Source organism: Arthrobacter sp. 754, from assembly GCF_040548695.1.
GTDB lineage: Bacteria > Actinomycetota > Actinomycetes > Actinomycetales > Micrococcaceae > Arthrobacter.
Genome location: NZ_JBEPSC010000001.1, coordinates 330,614 through 347,418, shown reverse-complemented (window position 1 = coordinate 347,418; position 16,805 = coordinate 330,614). Strand labels below are relative to the sequence as shown.

The window sequence follows — 16,805 nt, the reverse complement described above, 5'->3', positions numbered from 1 at the left end:
TCCCGCGTCTCGCTTCGCTTCGCCGCGGGGCCCTCGCCGGCGTGGGCCCAGCATCCCCATAGAATGGACAGATGACCATAAGCGTTGCGCCCGGCCCTGATACACGGGAAGGGGTCCGGGAGGGGACCCGGACCGGCACCGAGGCCTCCGCGGATTCCCTGACCGCCCCGGACATCCCGTGGAACCTGGTGATCTGGAATGACCCGGTAAATCTGATGAGCTATGTCAGCTACGTGTTCCAGAGCTACTTCGGCTATTCCGAGTCCAAAGCGAACAAGCTGATGATGGAAGTCCACAAGAAGGGCCGGTCCATCGTCGCCCACGGCAGCAAGGAACAGGTTGAGCGGCACGCCGTCGCCATGCACGGCTTCGGGTTGTGGGCCACCGTGGAAAAGGCCAGCGGCGGAAACGGCGGAAACTCAAAGAAATCCGGCGGATCCGGACAGGGCAAGGGAAAACGTGGCTAAAGCATTCAAGAACGGACTCAAAGGCATCACCGGCTTCCTGGAACCGGCTGAACGGGAACTGCTCCGCAGCCTGATCGACGACGTCATCTCCATGCTCCAGCCGGAAGAGCGCGAAAACCAGGATCCGCTTGCCGCGCTGATCGGGCTGGACATGGATGTCCGCGAACCTGCCGACAGGGCCGTCAAGCGACTTCTGCCCAACGTCGCGAAGGACGACGACGGCGCGTCCCTTGAGTTCCGCCAGCTCACCGAACGCTCGCTGCGGGAAACGAAGATCGGCGCGCTGCGCGCCGCGGCGCTGGACCTGGACAAGGACGAGGTGGTCCTGACCGCCGAGGGCGCACGGCACTGGTCGATGGCCCTGAACGATGTCCGCCTCGTGCTGGCTGAGCGCCTGGACATCCGGGACGAGGAGGATGCTGAGCACGTGCACCTGATGCAGGACTGGTCCCAGGCGGAGGACGTCGAAAGCTACCTCGCGCTCGTGTACAACTTCACCACGTGGCTGCAGGAATCGCTGGTCCAGGCCATGCTCCAGTCGCTGGATTCGCGCGCCTGAACCGGACAGGTGATGCCCCTGTGGATCGCACTGTGACACATTCGACATGAGTCGGCCGCCACAATGAGATGGCTGCGGACTCAGGGAAGACCTATCCTCGAATAATCATGACAACAGCCTCGAGCATGGATCCAGTGGCGGAAGCGCCGGAGCCCGCCGCCAGCGACAACGCCGGTGCCGTGGGCTCCCGCCCCATCGGGGTCTTCGACTCGGGCGTCGGCGGACTGACGGTGGCGCGGTCCATCATTGACCAGCTGCCCAACGAATCGATCCTGTACGTGGGGGACACCGCCCACGGTCCCTACGGGCCGCTCCCCATCGCGGAAGTGCGCGCCAACGCCCTGGGTGTGATGGACGAACTGGTGGACTCCGGGGTCAAGCTCCTCACCATCGCCTGCAATTCGGCGTCGGCGGCTGTCCTCCGGGACGCCCGCGAGCGGTATACGGCCCGCTACGGAATTCCCGTGATCGAAGTGATCCAGCCGGCCGTACGGCGTGCTGTCGCCGCCACCCGCAGCGGGCGCATCGGCGTCATCGGAACGTCCGCCACCGTTGGTTCCCGGGCCTACGAGGACACTTTTGCCGCCGCGCCGGACCTGGCCATCACGTCTGCCGCCTGCCCGGAGTTCGTCAATTACGTCGAGGCAGGGATCACCACCGGCCCGGCGCTGCTGGCCCTGGCCGAGGATTACCTGGCACCCCTGAAGGCCGCCGGCGTGGACACCGTGGTGCTGGGCTGCACACACTATCCGCTGCTGACCGGGGTGATTTCCTTCGTGATGGGCGATGACGTGACACTGGTGTCCAGCGCCGAGGAAACGGCGAAGGACGTCTACCGCGCGCTGGTCACCCATGACCTCCAGCGCACCGCGGAAAGCGCGCCCGAACACCACTTCATCGCAACAGGTGACGCCGCCCAGTTCGAGGCGCTGGCACGCCGCTTCCTCGGACCCGAGGTGCTCTCCGTCCAGCACGTGGACCATGTCGCCGCCCAGTACCCCACGGGCAGCCTGGCGCGGATCACCCCCGAGATGGTGGCAGCTGCCCGGAACGCCGCATCCCTGCGCACCGCCGGACCCAGGATCTCGAACTTCGTCAGCGCCCGCAGGGCCGGAGGTCCCGGCCTGTGAAGCTCACCATCGTTGGCTGCACAGGCTCCTTTCCCGGTCCCGGCTCGCCGGCGTCGTGCTACCTCCTGACAGCCAGCGACGGCGAGCGGACGTGGAAGATCGTGCTGGACCTGGGAAGCGGAGCACTGGGCGCCATCCAGCGCTATACGGACCTGGAAGACATCGACGCCATCTTCCTCACCCACCTGCACCCGGACCACTGCATGGACCTGTGCGGCCTGCACGTGGCGGTCAGGTGGAAACCGGGCGGCTGGGGACGCGGCAGGATCCCGGTGTGGGGGCCCGCGGCCACCGCGGACCGGATGGCCACCGCCTACGGGCTGGAACTGGATCCCGGCATGCATGAGGAGTTCGACTTCACCAACTGGACCGAACGAGAATCCGTGCCGCTGGGGCCGTTCACCGTAACGCCGTTCGCAGTGAACCATCCCGTCGAAGAGGCCTATGCACTCAGGGTCGAGGTGACCGAGCCGGACAAGGACGGCCGCCAGGTCACCCGCGTCCTGACCTATTCCGGCGACACCGATTCCTGCGCGGGGCTGGAGGAGGCGGCCAAGGACGCTGACCTCTTCCTCTGCGAGGCCGCTTTTGAAGAAGGCAGGGACGATGACATCAAGGATGTCCACCTGACCGGCAAACGGGCCGGTGAGGCAGCGGCCGCAGCAGGAGCGCGCAGGCTCCTCCTCACGCACATCCCCGTCTGGACTTCACAGACCACCGTCATGGCTGAAGCCCGGCCGGTCTTCGGCGGCGACGTCGCCGTTGCCGTGGCTGGGGTGCACTACACGATTTAGGGAGCCGGCGAAGTCGATAAGCTAAAGGCATGACTTCTGAAGCAACTGCAGTGCCCGTAATACGCGCCGACGGCCGCGCACCTGACCAGCTCCGCCCCATCAGCATCACGCGGGGATGGTCCAAGCAGGCCGAGGGATCGGCCCTGATCGAATTCGGCAACACCAGGGTCCTGTGCACCGCATCGCTCACGGCAGGGGTGCCCCGCTGGCTCAAGGGCGAGGGCCGCGGCTGGGTGACGGCCGAGTACGCCATGCTTCCCCGGGCCACCAACACCCGCTCCGACCGGGAATCCGTGAGGGGAAAAATCGGCGGGCGCACGCACGAAATCTCCCGGCTGATCGGCCGGTCGCTCCGGTCCATCATCGACACCAAAGCACTGGGTGAGAACACGATTGTGCTGGACTGCGACGTCCTGCAGGCTGACGGCGGAACCCGCACCGCGGCCATCACCGGAGCCTACGTGGCGCTGGCCGATGCCATCCGCTTCGCCCGGGACAACAAGCTCATCGCCCGGAACGCGCAGCCCCTGATCGACACCATCGCCGCCGTCTCGGTGGGCATCATCGACGGCGTCCCCATGCTGGACCTGCCGTACGTCGAGGACGTCCGCGCCGAGACCGACATGAACGTTGTGGTCACCGGCTCCGGAAAGTTCGTTGAGGTGCAGGGCACCGCCGAGGGCGCACCCTTTGACCGGGACGAGCTCAACCAGCTGCTGGACCTGGCCTTGCTTGGCACCACCCAGCTGGCTGCGATCCAGCGGGAAACCCTCGCCGACGTCCTGTGACTACCGGTCCTGTGAATGCCGGCCGCGTGGACGCCGGCCGTATGGATGTTGCTCCTGGCACAGCTGACGCGCCCCGCCTTGTCTTGGCCACGCACAACCAGGGCAAGCTCAGGGAGCTTCGGGACCTCCTGCGCGGACAGATCCCAGGGCTCGACGTCGACACTCAGGTGGTGGATGCCGCCGCGGCGGGTGGGCCGGACGTCGTCGAAACCGGCGTGACGTTTGCCGAGAACTCGCTGCTGAAGGCCCGCGCTGTCGCCGAGGCGACGGGCCTGGTGGCGATCGCCGACGACTCGGGGCTGGCAGTTGATGTCCTGGGCGGAGCTCCGGGGATTTTTTCTGCGCGATGGGCAGGCAGGCACGGTGACGATGCCGCCAACCTGAGGCTCCTCCTGGACCAGCTCTCCGATGTGCCGGACGGCCACCGCGGAGCGGCGTTTGTGTGCGCCGCGGCCCTGGCTGTTCCGGGGTCAGATGACGGTGGCCGCGAAGTGGTCGAGTACGGCCAGCTTGAGGGAATCCTGCTGAGGGAACCACGCGGTGAAGGCGGCTTTGGCTACGACCCCATCCTGCAGCCGCTGGGGGAGAGCCGCAGCTGTGCCGAGCTGTCGTCGGAGGAAAAGAACGCGATCAGCCACCGCGGGAAGGCCTTCCGGGCCCTGGTGCCGGCCATCGTCGAGGCCCTCGGCCGGCAGTAGTCGTGGGCTTCGGTAGGTTCCGGTGGCCTCCGGACCGATGGCGCCGCCGGACTTGAACGCTGCCTGGCTTAAACATGTGAGGGGCCCTGCATCGCAGGGCCCCTCACGTGTTTGCGGACTTGCCTAGTCCAGGTTGGTCTTGCGCTCCTCGACGGGAGCGTGTTCCTCAATGAATTCGTCGACGGCGTCGGTGCCGAAGGCGGCAGCCTGGCGCTTGGCGGAAAGCGCGCGGAGGAGCTCAATGCCAATGGGAATCACTGAGACGAGGACGATGGCGATGAAGATGATGTCGAGGTTCTCGCGCACCCACGGCACGCGGTCGCCCAGGAGGTACCCGAGGAGCGTCACGCCGCCGCCCCAGAGCACGGCGCCAATGACGTTGTACAGGAAGAACTTTCGCTTGCTCATCTGGGCCACGCCCACAATCACGGGCACGAAGGTCCGGATGATCGGGACGAAGCGGGCCAGGATCAGGGCTTTGCCCCCATGCTTTTCGAAGAAGGCGTGCGCGCTTTCAACGTTCTCACGCTTGAAAAGCCTGGAGTTCGGCTTGTTGAAGATTGCCGGGCCGGCCTTGGACCCGATCAGGTAGCCGGTCTGGTTGCCGACGATAGCCGCAATGACGATCAGCAGCGCCAGCAGCCAGACGTTGAATTTGATGGTGTCGGTGGCGACCAGGAGTCCGGCCGTGAACAGCATCGAATCGCCAGGCAGGAAGAACCCCACCAGCAGGCCGGTCTCGGCAAAGACGATCCCGCACACCAGCAGCACCACCCAGGGCGCGAGTGCAGGATCGGCCAGGAAGACCTGGGGGTTCAGCCAGTCGGGGAGGAAGGAGGCCAGCTGCGGCTGGACCGGTCCTGCTCCGCCCAGCAAGGGCACGGCAAAGTCACTGATCGCAAGGAAGTTCACCACTCAAGGGTACTTGACAGGTCCGGGCCGGGTTCGAAGGTAAAGTATGGGCCGTGGGTTTGGACTTTACGGCGATCGACTTCGAGACGGCCAACGGCTTCCGCGGTTCACCGTGCGCGGTGGGCCTGACGAAGGTCCGTGGCGGACGCGTCGTGGACGAGGCATCCTGGCTGATGCGGCCGCCGTCGGGCCACGACCACTTCGAATACCACAACGTCCGGATCCATGGCATCAGGTCCGAGGACGTAGCGGGCCTTCCGCGGTTCGGCGAGCTGTTTCCGGAGATCGGCGCGTTCATCGGAGGCGACGTCCTGGCCGCGCACAACGCCGCCTTTGACCTCGGTGTGATCCGGTCCGGGCTCGAGGTCTCCGGCCTGCCCGGCCCGGCCTACGACTACGTCTGCACCGTGATGCTGTCCCGGCGCTGCTATTCGCTGGTCTCCAACTCCCTGCCGTTCGCCGCCGAGGAAGCAGGAGTTCCGCTGGTCAACCACCACGACGCCGCGGAGGATGCCCGCGCGTGCGCCGGCATCCTGATTGACATCGCAGCGCGTAACAACGCCAACAGCATCGCCGAGCTGTACCTGTCGCTGGGCCTTGAACTGCCGCGTCAGCATGCGTTTGACCCGGCACGTGATGCCCTCTCCAAGGCCAGCCTGACCGCCGTTTCGGGGGTGTCGGCCAGTGGCAACGGTGCGGCGCTGGTCCGGCCGTTCCTGTCAGGCTGGCCGGAGGAGGGTGCCAACCCTGTGCCCAATGCCGACGCCGAGCGGTCCCACCCGCTGTACGGCCAGACTGTCGTCTTTACCGGCGAGCTCGCCATGGCACGGCCGGAAGCAAAAGTGCGGTCCGCAGAGCTGGGTGCCCGGCCGGAAAGCCGCGTGACGGCGCGGACCACGGTGCTGGTGGTGGGAGACGGGTTTGTGGCCGCGGACCTCCGTTCCGGGAGGCTGACCGGCAAGGCACGGCGCGTCCTGGAGCTGCACGATCGCGGCCAGGCCATAGAGGTCCTCTCCGAAGGCGAGTTTCTTCAGATGGTGGGCGGCTACGCGCCGCTGGCGGGAACCGCTTTTACCCAGTAGCCCTGGTTGCCCGCTCTTCGAATACCAGGGCAAAAGGGGCCGCCGGGTTCATGCGGCGCAACAAACCTTTCCCCCGGGGCCGGCGGCTCCTAGCCTTGCAGGATGACTAACCTCACCGGAAGCAAGACCACGGGCATCAACTGGTCCGCTGTGTTCGCCTTTCCGAATCCCGTCAACGAGTACGCGGCCCGGATCACCGCCGGACTGGTGGTGCTCCTGGCGGGCGCGACACTCCTGACCGGGTGGGGGTGGGGTCTGGTACTGCTGGCTGCTGGATTCTGGCTGCGGGTGCTCTTCGGGCCACGGATTTCGCCGCTCGCTTTGCTCTCGGTCAAGGTCCTGGCGCCCAGGCTGGGCCGTGCGCGCCTGGTTCCCGGGCCCCCCAAGCGTTTCGCCCAGGGCATGGGTACGGTGGTCTCCACCGTTGCGCTGATCCTTTTCGCTGCCGGCGCGGCCCCGGCTGCCTGGATAGTGCTGGCGGTCCTGATCGCCGCGGCGTCACTGGAGGCCTTTGCCGGGTTCTGCCTGGGCTGCGTCATTTTCGGGCTGCTGCAGCGCCGGGGACTGATCCCCGAGGACGTCTGCGAGGCCTGCAACAACGTGTCCCTCAGGCGGTCGTAACCCCCACCAGTTGATCGGCCATGCCCCGGATGACCTCCGGCGCTTCGAGGGCCTCCAGCCATGCCTTCGGCAGGCAGTCCTCGCCGTAGAGGGCACCCAGGATGTTTCCGGCGATCGACCCCGTGGAATCGCTGTCCCCGCTGTGGTTGACGGCGAGCGCCACAGCGGCCCTGAAATGCTCTTCCGGTGACACGCCGGAGCCGGCGCCAGGAGCGGTAGCCAGAACGGCATAAAGCCCGACGGCGAACGCTTCCTCCGCAACCCGGCCTTCACCGAGCTGCCGCACCAGTTCCTCAGGCTGCAGGACTGCTTCTCCGGCCAGGCTGACTGCGGCTTCCAGCCGCTCCGGCAATTCCGACGCTACGTCCTTCAGCCCCCGCACGTCCTCAAGGACGGCCGCCGCCGCCGCGTGCAGGCTGTGCCCGGACACGAGATGGTGGATGAGCAGGCTGAAGCTGCCGGCACTCTGCCGGGCGGACGGATGGCCGTGCGTCAGCGACGCGGCGTCGGCACTGAACTTATAGACGGCGTCGGCCGATATATGGGGAATCAGGCCGAACGGCGCCGAGCGCATCACCGTTCCGCAGCCTTTCGAATCGGGGTTCACGGGCCGGTAGATCGTCCCCATCTCCCCGCCGGCGAGGCCCGAGATGCACGCATTTCCCGGAGCCCGGCGATGCCTGAGGACTTCGTTGCCGTCGATCCACCGCGGCGGGGGCGCCGGGGCCGCCGGGTGTGCCGGCCCGCCCTGGGTACCCAGCCACCGCAGGTAGGCCAGCCACAGGCAGGCGTTGACGTCCGCGCCCACCCCATCATTGGCCCATTCCAGTGCCTCCACCAGTCCGTCCACGGTGTACAGCGTCATTTGCGTGTCGTCCGAAAAGTGGCTGCCGCCCTCAAGCGTTGTGAGGTCCGTCAGTCCGTGGGGGCCGAACCGGCTTCGGATCGCCTCGATCGAATCGAACTCCACGGCATAACCCAGTGAATCCCCCAGGGCGCCGCCCAGCAGGCAGCCGTGGATGCGGGACTTCAGCGAGGGCGCCGCGAATGCGTCTTGATCGATGCTCATGACAGTAAATTTACCGCGGCGGCCGGGCCCCGGGTCGCCGGGCGCTAAGCTCGGACTCAGCAAATGCCCAGAATCACTTGGCAGAATGCAATGGCCCCCACGAATTCCCAGCGGCCGGCGCGTTTGTTCCCCGCCGCAGCGATACCCCACTGATAAGGACCGCCCCACCATGACCACGCCCGTGCCCGTCCACCGTGATCCCGCCCCAGCGCCGGCAGCAGGAAACACTGCCGAAGTCCGCCACGGTCTGGCAGCCAGGCTTTCCGCGGAAGCCTTCGGCAGCCTGTTCCTCGTGGTGGCCGGCCTTGGCGTGCCGCTGTTCTCGATTCCGCAGTCCAGCCCGCTGCCCGCGGCGCTCGCAGCCGGCCTTGCGGTGACTGCGGCCATGCTCTCGGTGGGGTACGTCTCCGGCGGACACTTCAACCCGGCGGTCACAGTTGGCCATGCCGTCGCCGGACAGATCCGCCTCGCCGATGCGGCAGCGTACATCGGAGCGCAGCTGGTGGGTGGCCTTCTGGGCGCACTGGCCCTGTTCGGCATCCTCCGGACCCTGCCCGGCATCCAGGACAGCAGGACCGCCTTCGACACCGTGACAGCCGGTTTTGGCGAGCACTCGATCATCCAGGCCCCCCTCGCCGCAGTCCTCCTGCTGGAAGTCCTGGGCGCCGCCATTTTGGTAGCCGTATTCCTCGGTACCGCCAACAACAAGGACACCAACAAGGCGTCGGCCGCCATTGCCGTGGGCCTCGCCTTCGCCGTCCTGCTCCAGCTCGGCCTGTCCGTGGGCAATGCCCCGTTCAACCCGGCCCGTGCCACAGCCTCCGCGCTGTTCAGCTCCACCTGGTCCCTTGAGCAGTTGTGGGTCTTTTGGGTTGCTCCGTTGGTGGGTGCGGCCATCGCAGGGCTGGTCTTCCGCGGCTTTGCCGTACCGGCCACGAGCCCCACGCCTGCGGACGACAGGCTGGACGCTGAAGAAGCGGCATTCGACGGCGGGGACGCGGCATCCCTTGACGGCCACGGGTCCGCCGCTCCAGCCTCCGCTGCGGTCACTCCGGAGGAGACGGACCGCCGCGATGAGGCCCGGGATTTCTTCGACGGGAAGCGCGGCTAGGACGGACCGCTGCGGCGGTTGCCGAAACTGTCAGTGGCAGCCGATAGCGTAGGAATATGCGGTTATTGCACACATCGGACTGGCACTTGGGCCGGTCGTTTCACGGCGTCGGGATGCTGGACGCCCAGCGGTCCTTCATCGATCAGCTCGTCAGCGCCGTCTCCGGGCATGAGGTGGATGTTGTCCTGATTGCCGGGGACGTCTATGACCGCGCCCTTCCCGGCGTCGATGTGGTGGGGCTGCTGGATGAGGCACTGGTCCGGCTCACAGCGGCCGGAGCCCAGGTGGTTCTGACCAGCGGCAACCACGACTCCGCCATCCGGCTGGGGTTCGCCTCCCGGCTGCTGGAGCGGGGCGGCGTACACCTGCGGACCAGGCTGGCGGACCTGGACAAACCCATCATTTTGCCCCTCACACCCGGGGCCGGTGATCACGGCGGGAATGGTGCGGTCCTGGCCATCTACGGGATTCCCTGGCTGGAACCGCGCCTCGTCGCCGAACAACTCGGCGTGGAGCCTGCAAGCCATTTCGAGGTGACGCGCGCCGCTGCCGAGCGCATCCGGACGGACCTGGCAGAACGCGGCAAGGCTGGCGCCATCCATTCAGTGGTACTGGCCCACACCTTCGCCAGCGGCGGGATCAGCTCTGACAGCGAGCGGGATCTCAGCATCGGAGGAGTGGGGGCCGTGCCCCTGGATCTCTTCGACGGCTTCAGCTATACCGCACTGGGGCACCTGCACGGGCGGCAAACCCTCTCGCCGAACGTCAGGTATTCGGGCTCGCCGCTGGCTTACTCCTTCTCGGAAGCCAAGCACACCAAAGGAGGCTGGCTGATCGACGTCGGCCCGGACGGCGTTGGCAGCATCGCGGAAGTGACGTGGGAGGCGCCCCGGAAGCTGGCTGTGCTTCGCGGCGACATTGCCCACCTGCTGGAGTCCGGAGAGCACACCTGGGCTGAAGGAGCGTACTGCCAGATAACCCTGACGGATGCACAAAGGCCGCAGCAGGCCATGGAACGGCTGCGGGTCCGTTTCCCGGACACCCTGGTCCTCGGATTTGATCCCCAGGGGGGCACCGTGAAGCAGTCGGCGAGCTACAGCAGCAGGCTCGCTGAGGCCCAGGATGATCTGTCCGTTTGCTGCGGCTTCCTGGAACACGTCCGGGGGCGCGGTGCCGATGCACCCGAACGGGCGGCGCTTGCCGCTGCCCTGGACAACGTGCGCCTGCGGGAGGCAGCGCTGTGAGAATCCACCGCCTGAGAATCTCCGCGTTCGGACCCTTTGCCGGCACGGAGGAAATCGACTTCGACAGGTTGAGCGCCCACGGGCTCTTCCTCCTCAACGGACCAACAGGGGCCGGCAAGACCAGTGTGCTCGATGCCATCTGCTTTGCCCTGTACGGATCGGTGCCGGGGGCCCGCCAGGAGGGCAAGCGGCTCCGCAGCGATCACGCGGAGCCGGCACTGGAACCGGCGGTCACCTGTGAGTTTTCCGCCCAGGGGCGCCATTTTGAAGTCAGCAGGTCCCCCTCATGGGAGAAGCCGAGCGCCCGGGGCAAGAACGGCTTCACCACCCAGCAGGCCAAGACTCTCCTCCGCGAACGGATCGGCGGGGCCTGGACGGAGAAATCGGGACGCAACGATGAAGCCGGCGCCGAGATCACCGCCCTGCTGGGCATGGACCGGGAGCAGTTCACCCGGGTGGTGATGCTTCCCCAGGGCGACTTTGCGGCGTTCCTGAGGTCCAAGGCGGCAGACCGGCTGGAACTGCTGCAAAAACTCTTCGGCACCCAGCGGTTTGAGGCGCTGGAGCAGGAACTGTCGGTTCAGTCCCAGGCGGCACGGAACGATGTGGCACGGCTGAACGCCGAGCTTGAGCTGCTGCTGGCGCGCGCTGAAGCGGATGCCTCCCCGCTGGACCTTGAGGATTCCGCATCCCGCTCACCGGAGGGGCCCGGTGACCGGATAGCCTGGCTGCAGGAAGGGGCGGCACGCCGCGCCGCGGGACTGTCGGCAGCGGCGGGTGAGGCCGCGGCGGTGAGCAGGCTTGCGTCCGGCCAGTTCGAAAGCGAGGTTGCCCGGAGGGAAAGGCGCCGCAGGCTGGCAGCCGCGGCAGCCCGGAGGTCAGCCGCTGAGGCGTCCCGTCCAACACTCGAGCTCCAAGCAGGGCGCCTGGCGCAGCACCGCCAGGCTGAAGTTCTCAGCGGCCAGCTGCAGGCCGTCGAGGCCAGTGAAAACCAGGTCCGCCATGCCGCCGGAGCCATGGAGTCGGCCATCACCCTGCTTCGGATGGCGGTGGAAGAGGAACCCGAGCTGGCACAGCTTGACCTTGGGGCGCTGGACGAACAGCGGCCGGGCGTGCTCGGGTCCCTCGATGTGGCCCGTGAACTCAGCCGGCTCCGGTCACTGCTGGCCGTCGTGGAAGCGACGCTGCCGGACGAAGAACGGCTGGCTGAGCTTACCGGGCGGCGCCGTTCCCTGGTCACGAAGCAGCAGGAACTCTCACAATCGGAGCGCGAACGAGGCGACCTGCTGGAAAACCTGCGCTCGGAGCTCACGGGTCTGGCTGCCGGGCTTCTGCCTTTGGAGGAGCTGGCTTCGGCGGCGACGCTCCACGCTAAGGAAGCAGACGCCGCGGACGAGCTTCTTCAGGTCGTCCGCCGGTACAGGGCTGCCTTGGCCTCCCGGGAGCTGGCAGTGGACCGCCACTCTGCGGCCCGGGAGATCCAGCTGGAAAAGAAACTCCGCTGGCTCGACCTGCGGGAAGAACGACTCGCCAACGCCGCTGCGGAACTCGCCGCCCACCTGGTTGAGGGGGAATCCTGCCCTGTCTGTGGCAGCGCGGCGCACCCGGCTCCCGCGGAGGCGGCCGCCTCCGCGCTTGGGCTGGGCCAGGCGGAGGAAGAGGCCCAGCAGGCGCACGAGGCCGCGGAGGTCACGCTCTCCGCGCTGGACAAAGCGCTGGGTGAAGCCAACCAGTTGGTAGCCGTGCTGGCCGGCCAGGGCGGCGACACCCCCGAAGAAGAGGCCCTGCGGGCTGTCGAGGTTGCCCGAAGCGCTGCACGGGCGTCGCAGACTGCCGTGAAGGATCTGGCTGACTTACGGAAACAGCTCGAGGCAAAAGAAGCCCGGATTGCCGCCGTGGAGTCGGAAACCCTCAGCGCGGCGTCCGAACTTGCCCGGGTGGCTGCTGCCATAGCGGAGGTCTCGGACCAGCTGTCGTCGCTTGAACAAGCACTTTCCAGCCTGCGCAGCGGTCACCGCAGCCTCACGCACAGGCTGCGTTCCCTGCAGGATGCCGCCGCCACTCTGGAGAAAACCCTGACCGCCCAGGCACAACTGGACCGGGCTGAGACGCGGGCCCGTGAAGCCCGGATCCAGCTGGAGCACGCGCTGCCGGAGGCGGGCTTCAGCTCGGCCGAGGATGCACTTGCGCAACTGCTGTCGGAAACCGAGGCTGCTGCCCTGCTTGCCGACATTCGGACCGGACAGGATGAGCTGGCCCGGATCACTGAGCTGTTCGCGTCCGAAGAGCTGTTGCTGGCACAGCAGGAAGCCCTGGCGAATCCGGCCGTGGACGAGGCCCTTGAAGTGGCCAGGGAAGCGGAGCTGAAGGCGGCCGCTGACCAGGCCGCGCGGGAGGCACGGGACGCTGACCTCGCCGCAGCCATCGCCTCGCGCACCGTGGCATCTTTGGCCGCCATCGGCAAGGAGTACGGGCGGCTGGCCGGAACCGGACGCGGGCCACGGGAGCATGCGCTGCTGTTGACGGCGCTGGCCGACACCGCGGCAGGCCGTGGAGATAACACCTACCGCATGAGCCTGAACAGCTACGTTCTGGCCGCACGTCTTGAGCAGGTGGCCCTGGCGGCTTCGGAACGCCTGGTCGCCATGAGCGATGGCCGCTACCTGCTGCAGCATTCCGACGCGAGGGCCGCACGCGGGGCGAAGTCCGGCTTGGGCCTGGAAGTTGTCGACCAATGGACGGGGCACCGCCGGGACACGTCCACCCTCTCCGGCGGCGAATCGTTCATGGCATCGCTCTCGCTGGCCCTGGGACTGGCAGATGTTGTCCAGCAGGAAGCCGGCGGAATCCAGATTGAGACGCTTTTTGTGGACGAAGGCTTTGGCAGCCTGGATGAACAGTCCCTGGAACAGGTCATGGACGCACTGGAGGGACTCCGCGACGGCGGGCGCGTGGTGGGCCTCGTCAGCCACGTCGGCGAAATGAAGCAGCGCATTGGCACGCAGCTTCAGGTCCTTAAGGGACGCAACGGTTCAACCCTCCGTATTTCCGACGCCGCGGAGGTCCTGGTCTGACAGACATACGCATGCCGTATGACAGACGTGCCCACGCCCCTACCCCCGCCGTCGGCGGTTAGCGTGCTGCGGGCAAACCGCCCGGCGGGACAAGGGCGCGGAGCCTTCAGCCCAGCTGCGCTTCGATCCGGCCGGCACCGGCCACCAGCGCAGCGGCTACCTTGTCGGGATCCTGGCCGGCCCGGATGTAGACGACGGCGAGGGCGGCGGGCCTGCCGCCGGGAACCCGCACAGGGACGGCCACGGAGGAAACCCCCGCAATGACCTCATCGTGGCTGGCGGCATAGCCCCGGCTCCTCGCTTCCGCGGCCTCCGGCCGATACGGGGTGCCTGGGGCAGCCGCGTGCCAATCAGCCTCTGTGTACGCTGACTGGATGGCGATCCCGGGGGCCCCGGCGCTGACCGGGTGCCGCGAGCCGGGGTGCTGGACGATGCCGGCTCCGGTGTGCCGCGGGTCCACTGTCACCAGCGTGACGCAGTCATCGCGGTCCCATACCGCCACGAAAGCGCTCATGGCCAGGGCATTTGCGAGCTGCGTCAGCTCCGGGAGGGCGGCTGTCTGCAGATTGCGCGAAACACCCCTGGCCAGAACGGCGAGTCCCGGCCCGGGCTGGACTTTGCCGGCATCATCGCGCACCAGCAGGGAATGGTCTTCCAGGGTCCGCAGGATCCGGTAGGCCACGGAGCGGTGAACCCCCATGGCGTCGGCCAGTTCGGCAATGGTCAACGGGCTTTGGGCGGCCGCCAGAATCTCCAGGGCGCGGATGCCACGCGAAAGGGTTTGGGACGGGGAAGCCGGTGCCTGTCCTGCTGAGGCCGCGGCGGTGGAAGTCATGGTTTCCATCCTAGGGGGCGGCGCAGGCGAGGCTTCGGGCCCTTGGTTGGCTGGCCGGATACTGTGTCCTGATTTCGAATAGTAAGTTCAAATATAGAACTCATGGCAGCTATAATCAAAAAATTAGTGCGATTAGTCACATGCTCGGGTACTCTCGTACTAACTGACCGTTCGATCAGTAAATCGCTTGGCCTGAAATCACCTTTGGCAGCCGCGTACCCAACCGGCGCTGCCCCCAGCCACGGAGTTCCAATGACCGCAACTTCACACGTCGACTCAGAGACCGGCCCCAGCAGCAAGCATGAGGAACGCAAGGTCCTCGCCGGGACACTGGTCGGCACCACCATCGAGTGGTACGACTTCTTCATCTTCGCCCAGCTGACAGCAACGCTGCTGTCCCCGCTGTTCCTCGCCCCGCTCAACGACTCCAACCCCGGCCTTGCGCAGATCCTGTCCTTCGCCCTCATTGGCATCAGCTTCCTGTTCCGCCCGCTGGGGGCTGTTATTGCCGGCCATCTGGGCGACCGGCTGGGACGCAAGGCCATGCTGGTCTTCACCCTCATCATGATGGGCGCCGCCACGGCCCTGATCGGCATGCTGCCGACCTACAAGGACATCGGAGTCTGGGCGCCGATCCTGCTGATCCTGCTCCGTATCATCCAGGGCTTCTCCGCAGGCGGTGAATGGGGCGGCGCGGCCCTGATGGCCGTTGAGCACGCTCCCCGGAGCAAGCGGGGCCTGTTTGGCGCCTACCCGCAGATCGGCGTTCCCGTTGGCATGATCCTGGCCACTGGCCTGTTGTACTTCCTCAACACCGGCATGTCCAAAGAAGACTTCGGCGCCTGGGGCTGGCGGGTGCCGTTCCTGCTGTCCATCGTGCTGATTGTGGTGGGCTACCTGATCCGCCGTGCAGTGGCCGAGAGCCCGGTCTTCAAGGAAATGATCGAACGCAAGGAGAAGGCCAAGGCTCCGCTCGGACAGCTGATCAAGTTCCACAAGAAGTCCGTGCTCTACTCCACCATGATCTTCATCGGCAACAACGCTGCCGGCTACCTGTTGATCGCGTTCTTCATCTCGTACGCCACCAAGACGCTGAAGATGCCGGTGGCAGAGATCCTGCTGGCCACCACCCTTGCGTCCTTCGGCTGGCTGATCTTTACGCTCGTCGGGGGATGGCTCTCCGACAAGATCGGCCGGGTCAAGACGTTCCTGATCGGGTACGGCATTGTGTTTGCGTGGATGATCCCGATGTTCGCCCTGATCGACACCAAGAACATCATGCTCTACGGCCTGGCGCTGTTCGTCCTGACTATCGGCCTGGGGCTGTCCTACGGACCGATGTCCGCAATGTATGCCGAGATGTTCCCGGCCAACGTCCGCTACTCAGGCATTTCCATCGGCTACGCGTTCGGCGCGATCCTGGGTGGTGCATTCGCGGCCACCATCGCGGAGACGCTGATGCAGGCAACCAAGTGGACCGGATCCATCGGTATCTACATCATGATCCTGTGCGTTATTTCCGCAATCGGCGTACTCCTTGCCGGGGAAACCAAGGGCCGCCCGCTCGGCGTCAGCAGCCACCACTAGAAAGTTCCCTGCGTCATAGAACGGCGGGACCCGGCCATCTGGCCGGGTCCCGCCGTTCCTGCAACTGGCCGTTCCTGCAACTGGTGCAGGGGAGTTCCGCCGGACCGGCAGCCTGCTTACCGGCTCAGGAAGCGGACTGCATCCTCGTCAGTCAATTGCTCGAAGTGCCGGTAGAAGCTGCCGACGGCACGGAACTTGCCGGGAAGGTGCAGGCACAGTACGGCATCGCAGACCCGCGAGACAGCCTCTTCGGCTTCCACTGAACCCACCGGAGCAGCCGCCACCACTTTGGCTGCGCCGGCGGAGCGCACCGCCTCCACGGCTGCGCGCATGGTGGCTCCGGTAGCAAGGCCGTCGTCCACCAGGAGGACGGTCTTGCCGGTCAGGTCGTGGTGGATCCCGGGGTAGGCCTCCGCCCGACGGAGCAGTTCGGCCCGTTCGCGTTGTTCCACCTCGTCCAGCCACTCCTGCCGGACACCGTGGTCCAAAACACGGGCAATAAGGGGCCGGTTGAGGACCCGAACAACCCGTCCTCCGGCCCAGGCCAAGGCACCGTATGCGGTTTCGTCATGGCCGGGAATGCCGAGCTTGCGGACTAGGACAGCACCCAGGGGCAGGTAAAGCGCTTTGGCGGCCGCAGCCGCCACGGGAATGCCACCGCGTGCCAGGCCCAGGACAATGGCGTCGGGACGTTCGCGGAACTGCGTCAGCACCGCTGCCAGCTGCTCGCCGGCATCGGTGCGGTCCTCAAAACGCGTGCTCATTGCTCCCTCTCAGGCTCTCTCGCCACCCCGGTTCCAGCCTACCTTCTGGTTCGGCGGCGGCGGGAGGCAC

At 66.6% G+C, this 16,805-nt stretch carries 16 protein-coding genes; 12 read left to right on the top strand and 4 right to left on the bottom strand.

Features of this window, described 5'->3' with window-relative positions:
- The first annotated feature begins 71 nt into the window (after positions 1 to 71).
- The 6 genes from clpS to rdgB all read left to right on the top strand — a co-directional run bounded on the left by clpS (position 72) and on the right by rdgB (position 4,436).
- Positions 72 to 467 (top strand): ATP-dependent Clp protease adapter ClpS, encoded by a 396-nt coding sequence (clpS, locus tag ABIA70_RS01685; RefSeq protein ID WP_354145881.1) that lies wholly within the window; start codon positions 72 to 74, stop codon positions 465 to 467.
- The gene (locus ABIA70_RS01680; protein ID WP_354145880.1) at positions 460 to 1,026 is read left to right on the top strand and encodes a DUF2017 domain-containing protein; all 567 of its coding nucleotides are present in this window, start codon (positions 460 to 462) and stop codon (positions 1,024 to 1,026) included. The genes clpS and ABIA70_RS01680 overlap by 8 nt, the downstream gene beginning before the upstream one ends.
- A 125-nt stretch (positions 1,027 to 1,151) precedes the next feature.
- Entirely contained in the window at positions 1,152 to 2,156 is a 1,005-nt protein-coding gene (murI, locus tag ABIA70_RS01675) for a glutamate racemase (RefSeq protein WP_354146568.1), read from the top strand.
- Complete coding sequence (locus ABIA70_RS01670; protein ID WP_354145879.1) at positions 2,153 to 2,950, top strand: MBL fold metallo-hydrolase; 798 nt, start codon at positions 2,153 to 2,155, stop codon at positions 2,948 to 2,950. The genes murI and ABIA70_RS01670 overlap by 4 nt, the downstream gene beginning before the upstream one ends.
- A 29-nt stretch (positions 2,951 to 2,979) precedes the next feature.
- Positions 2,980 to 3,738 carry a ribonuclease PH gene (gene rph / locus ABIA70_RS01665; protein WP_354145878.1) on the top strand — a complete coding sequence of 253 codons (759 nt, stop codon included), beginning with the start codon at positions 2,980 to 2,982 and terminating at the stop codon, positions 3,736 to 3,738.
- 41 nt (positions 3,739 to 3,779) lie between these two features.
- Entirely contained in the window at positions 3,780 to 4,436 is a 657-nt protein-coding gene (rdgB, locus tag ABIA70_RS01660; RefSeq protein WP_354145877.1) for an RdgB/HAM1 family non-canonical purine NTP pyrophosphatase, read from the top strand.
- A gap of 123 nt (positions 4,437 to 4,559) precedes the next feature.
- On the opposite strand, the gene ABIA70_RS01655 is transcribed toward rdgB, so the two are convergent.
- Complete coding sequence (locus ABIA70_RS01655) at positions 4,560 to 5,333, bottom strand: VTT domain-containing protein (RefSeq protein WP_354146567.1); 774 nt, start codon at positions 5,331 to 5,333, stop codon at positions 4,560 to 4,562.
- Positions 5,334 to 5,401: 68 nt separating this feature from the next.
- Here ABIA70_RS01655 and ABIA70_RS01650 point away from each other — a divergent pair, with 68 nt between their 5' ends.
- Positions 5,402 to 6,430 carry a 3'-5' exonuclease gene (locus ABIA70_RS01650; protein WP_354145876.1) on the top strand — a complete coding sequence of 343 codons (1,029 nt, stop codon included), beginning with the start codon at positions 5,402 to 5,404 and terminating at the stop codon, positions 6,428 to 6,430.
- Positions 6,431 to 6,532: 102 nt separating this feature from the next.
- Positions 6,533 to 7,051 carry a DUF4395 domain-containing protein gene (locus tag ABIA70_RS01645; protein WP_354145875.1) on the top strand — a complete coding sequence of 173 codons (519 nt, stop codon included), beginning with the start codon at positions 6,533 to 6,535 and terminating at the stop codon, positions 7,049 to 7,051.
- Here the strand turns inward: ABIA70_RS01645 and ABIA70_RS01640 are convergent.
- Positions 7,038 to 8,120, bottom strand: a complete 1,083-nt coding sequence (locus ABIA70_RS01640; RefSeq protein WP_354145874.1) for an ADP-ribosylglycohydrolase family protein — start codon at positions 8,118 to 8,120, stop codon at positions 7,038 to 7,040. The genes ABIA70_RS01645 and ABIA70_RS01640 overlap by 14 nt on opposite strands.
- 169 nt (positions 8,121 to 8,289) lie before the next feature.
- Between ABIA70_RS01640 and ABIA70_RS01635 the strand changes: the two genes are divergently transcribed.
- From ABIA70_RS01635 to ABIA70_RS01625, 3 genes are read left to right on the top strand one after another with little or no spacing between them, the layout of a single operon-like run.
- Complete coding sequence (locus ABIA70_RS01635; protein ID WP_354145873.1) at positions 8,290 to 9,231, top strand: MIP/aquaporin family protein; 942 nt, start codon at positions 8,290 to 8,292, stop codon at positions 9,229 to 9,231.
- A gap of 56 nt (positions 9,232 to 9,287) precedes the next feature.
- The gene (locus tag ABIA70_RS01630; protein WP_354145872.1) at positions 9,288 to 10,475 is read left to right on the top strand and encodes an exonuclease SbcCD subunit D; all 1,188 of its coding nucleotides are present in this window, start codon (positions 9,288 to 9,290) and stop codon (positions 10,473 to 10,475) included.
- A complete protein-coding gene (locus ABIA70_RS01625) occupies positions 10,472 to 13,549 on the top strand; it encodes an AAA family ATPase (RefSeq protein WP_354145871.1) in 3,078 nt (1,025 codons plus the stop codon). Before ABIA70_RS01630 ends, ABIA70_RS01625 begins: the two co-directional genes overlap by 4 nt.
- A 106-nt stretch (positions 13,550 to 13,655) precedes the next feature.
- On the opposite strand, the gene ABIA70_RS01620 is transcribed toward ABIA70_RS01625, so the two are convergent.
- A complete protein-coding gene (locus tag ABIA70_RS01620) occupies positions 13,656 to 14,384 on the bottom strand; it encodes an IclR family transcriptional regulator (RefSeq protein WP_354145870.1) in 729 nt (242 codons plus the stop codon).
- Between the two features lie 252 nt (positions 14,385 to 14,636).
- Between ABIA70_RS01620 and ABIA70_RS01615 the strand changes: the two genes are divergently transcribed.
- Complete coding sequence (locus tag ABIA70_RS01615; RefSeq protein ID WP_354145869.1) at positions 14,637 to 15,971, top strand: MFS transporter; 1,335 nt, start codon at positions 14,637 to 14,639, stop codon at positions 15,969 to 15,971.
- Between the two features lie 116 nt (positions 15,972 to 16,087).
- On the opposite strand, the gene ABIA70_RS01610 is transcribed toward ABIA70_RS01615, so the two are convergent.
- Complete coding sequence (locus tag ABIA70_RS01610; protein WP_354145868.1) at positions 16,088 to 16,735, bottom strand: phosphoribosyltransferase; 648 nt, start codon at positions 16,733 to 16,735, stop codon at positions 16,088 to 16,090.
- Between the last annotated feature and the right edge of the window lie 70 nt (positions 16,736 to 16,805).

Coding starts and splice junctions, on each gene's coding strand:
- clpS (WP_354145881.1), top strand. CDS start 72: ATGACCATAAGCGTTGCGCCCGGCCCTGATACACGGGAAGGGGTCCGG.
- murI (WP_354146568.1), top strand. CDS start 1,152: ATGGATCCAGTGGCGGAAGCGCCGGAGCCCGCCGCCAGCGACAACGCC.
- rph (WP_354145878.1), top strand. CDS start 2,980: ATGACTTCTGAAGCAACTGCAGTGCCCGTAATACGCGCCGACGGCCGC.
- rdgB (WP_354145877.1), top strand. CDS start 3,780: ATGGATGTTGCTCCTGGCACAGCTGACGCGCCCCGCCTTGTCTTGGCC.
- ABIA70_RS01645 (WP_354145875.1), top strand. CDS start 6,533: ATGACTAACCTCACCGGAAGCAAGACCACGGGCATCAACTGGTCCGCT.
- ABIA70_RS01640 (WP_354145874.1), bottom strand. CDS start 8,120: ATGAGCATCGATCAAGACGCATTCGCGGCGCCCTCGCTGAAGTCCCGC.
- ABIA70_RS01635 (WP_354145873.1), top strand. CDS start 8,290: ATGACCACGCCCGTGCCCGTCCACCGTGATCCCGCCCCAGCGCCGGCA.
- ABIA70_RS01630 (WP_354145872.1), top strand. CDS start 9,288: ATGCGGTTATTGCACACATCGGACTGGCACTTGGGCCGGTCGTTTCAC.
- ABIA70_RS01620 (WP_354145870.1), bottom strand. CDS start 14,384: ATGACTTCCACCGCCGCGGCCTCAGCAGGACAGGCACCGGCTTCCCCG.
- ABIA70_RS01615 (WP_354145869.1), top strand. CDS start 14,637: ATGACCGCAACTTCACACGTCGACTCAGAGACCGGCCCCAGCAGCAAG.
- ABIA70_RS01610 (WP_354145868.1), bottom strand. CDS start 16,735: ATGAGCACGCGTTTTGAGGACCGCACCGATGCCGGCGAGCAGCTGGCA.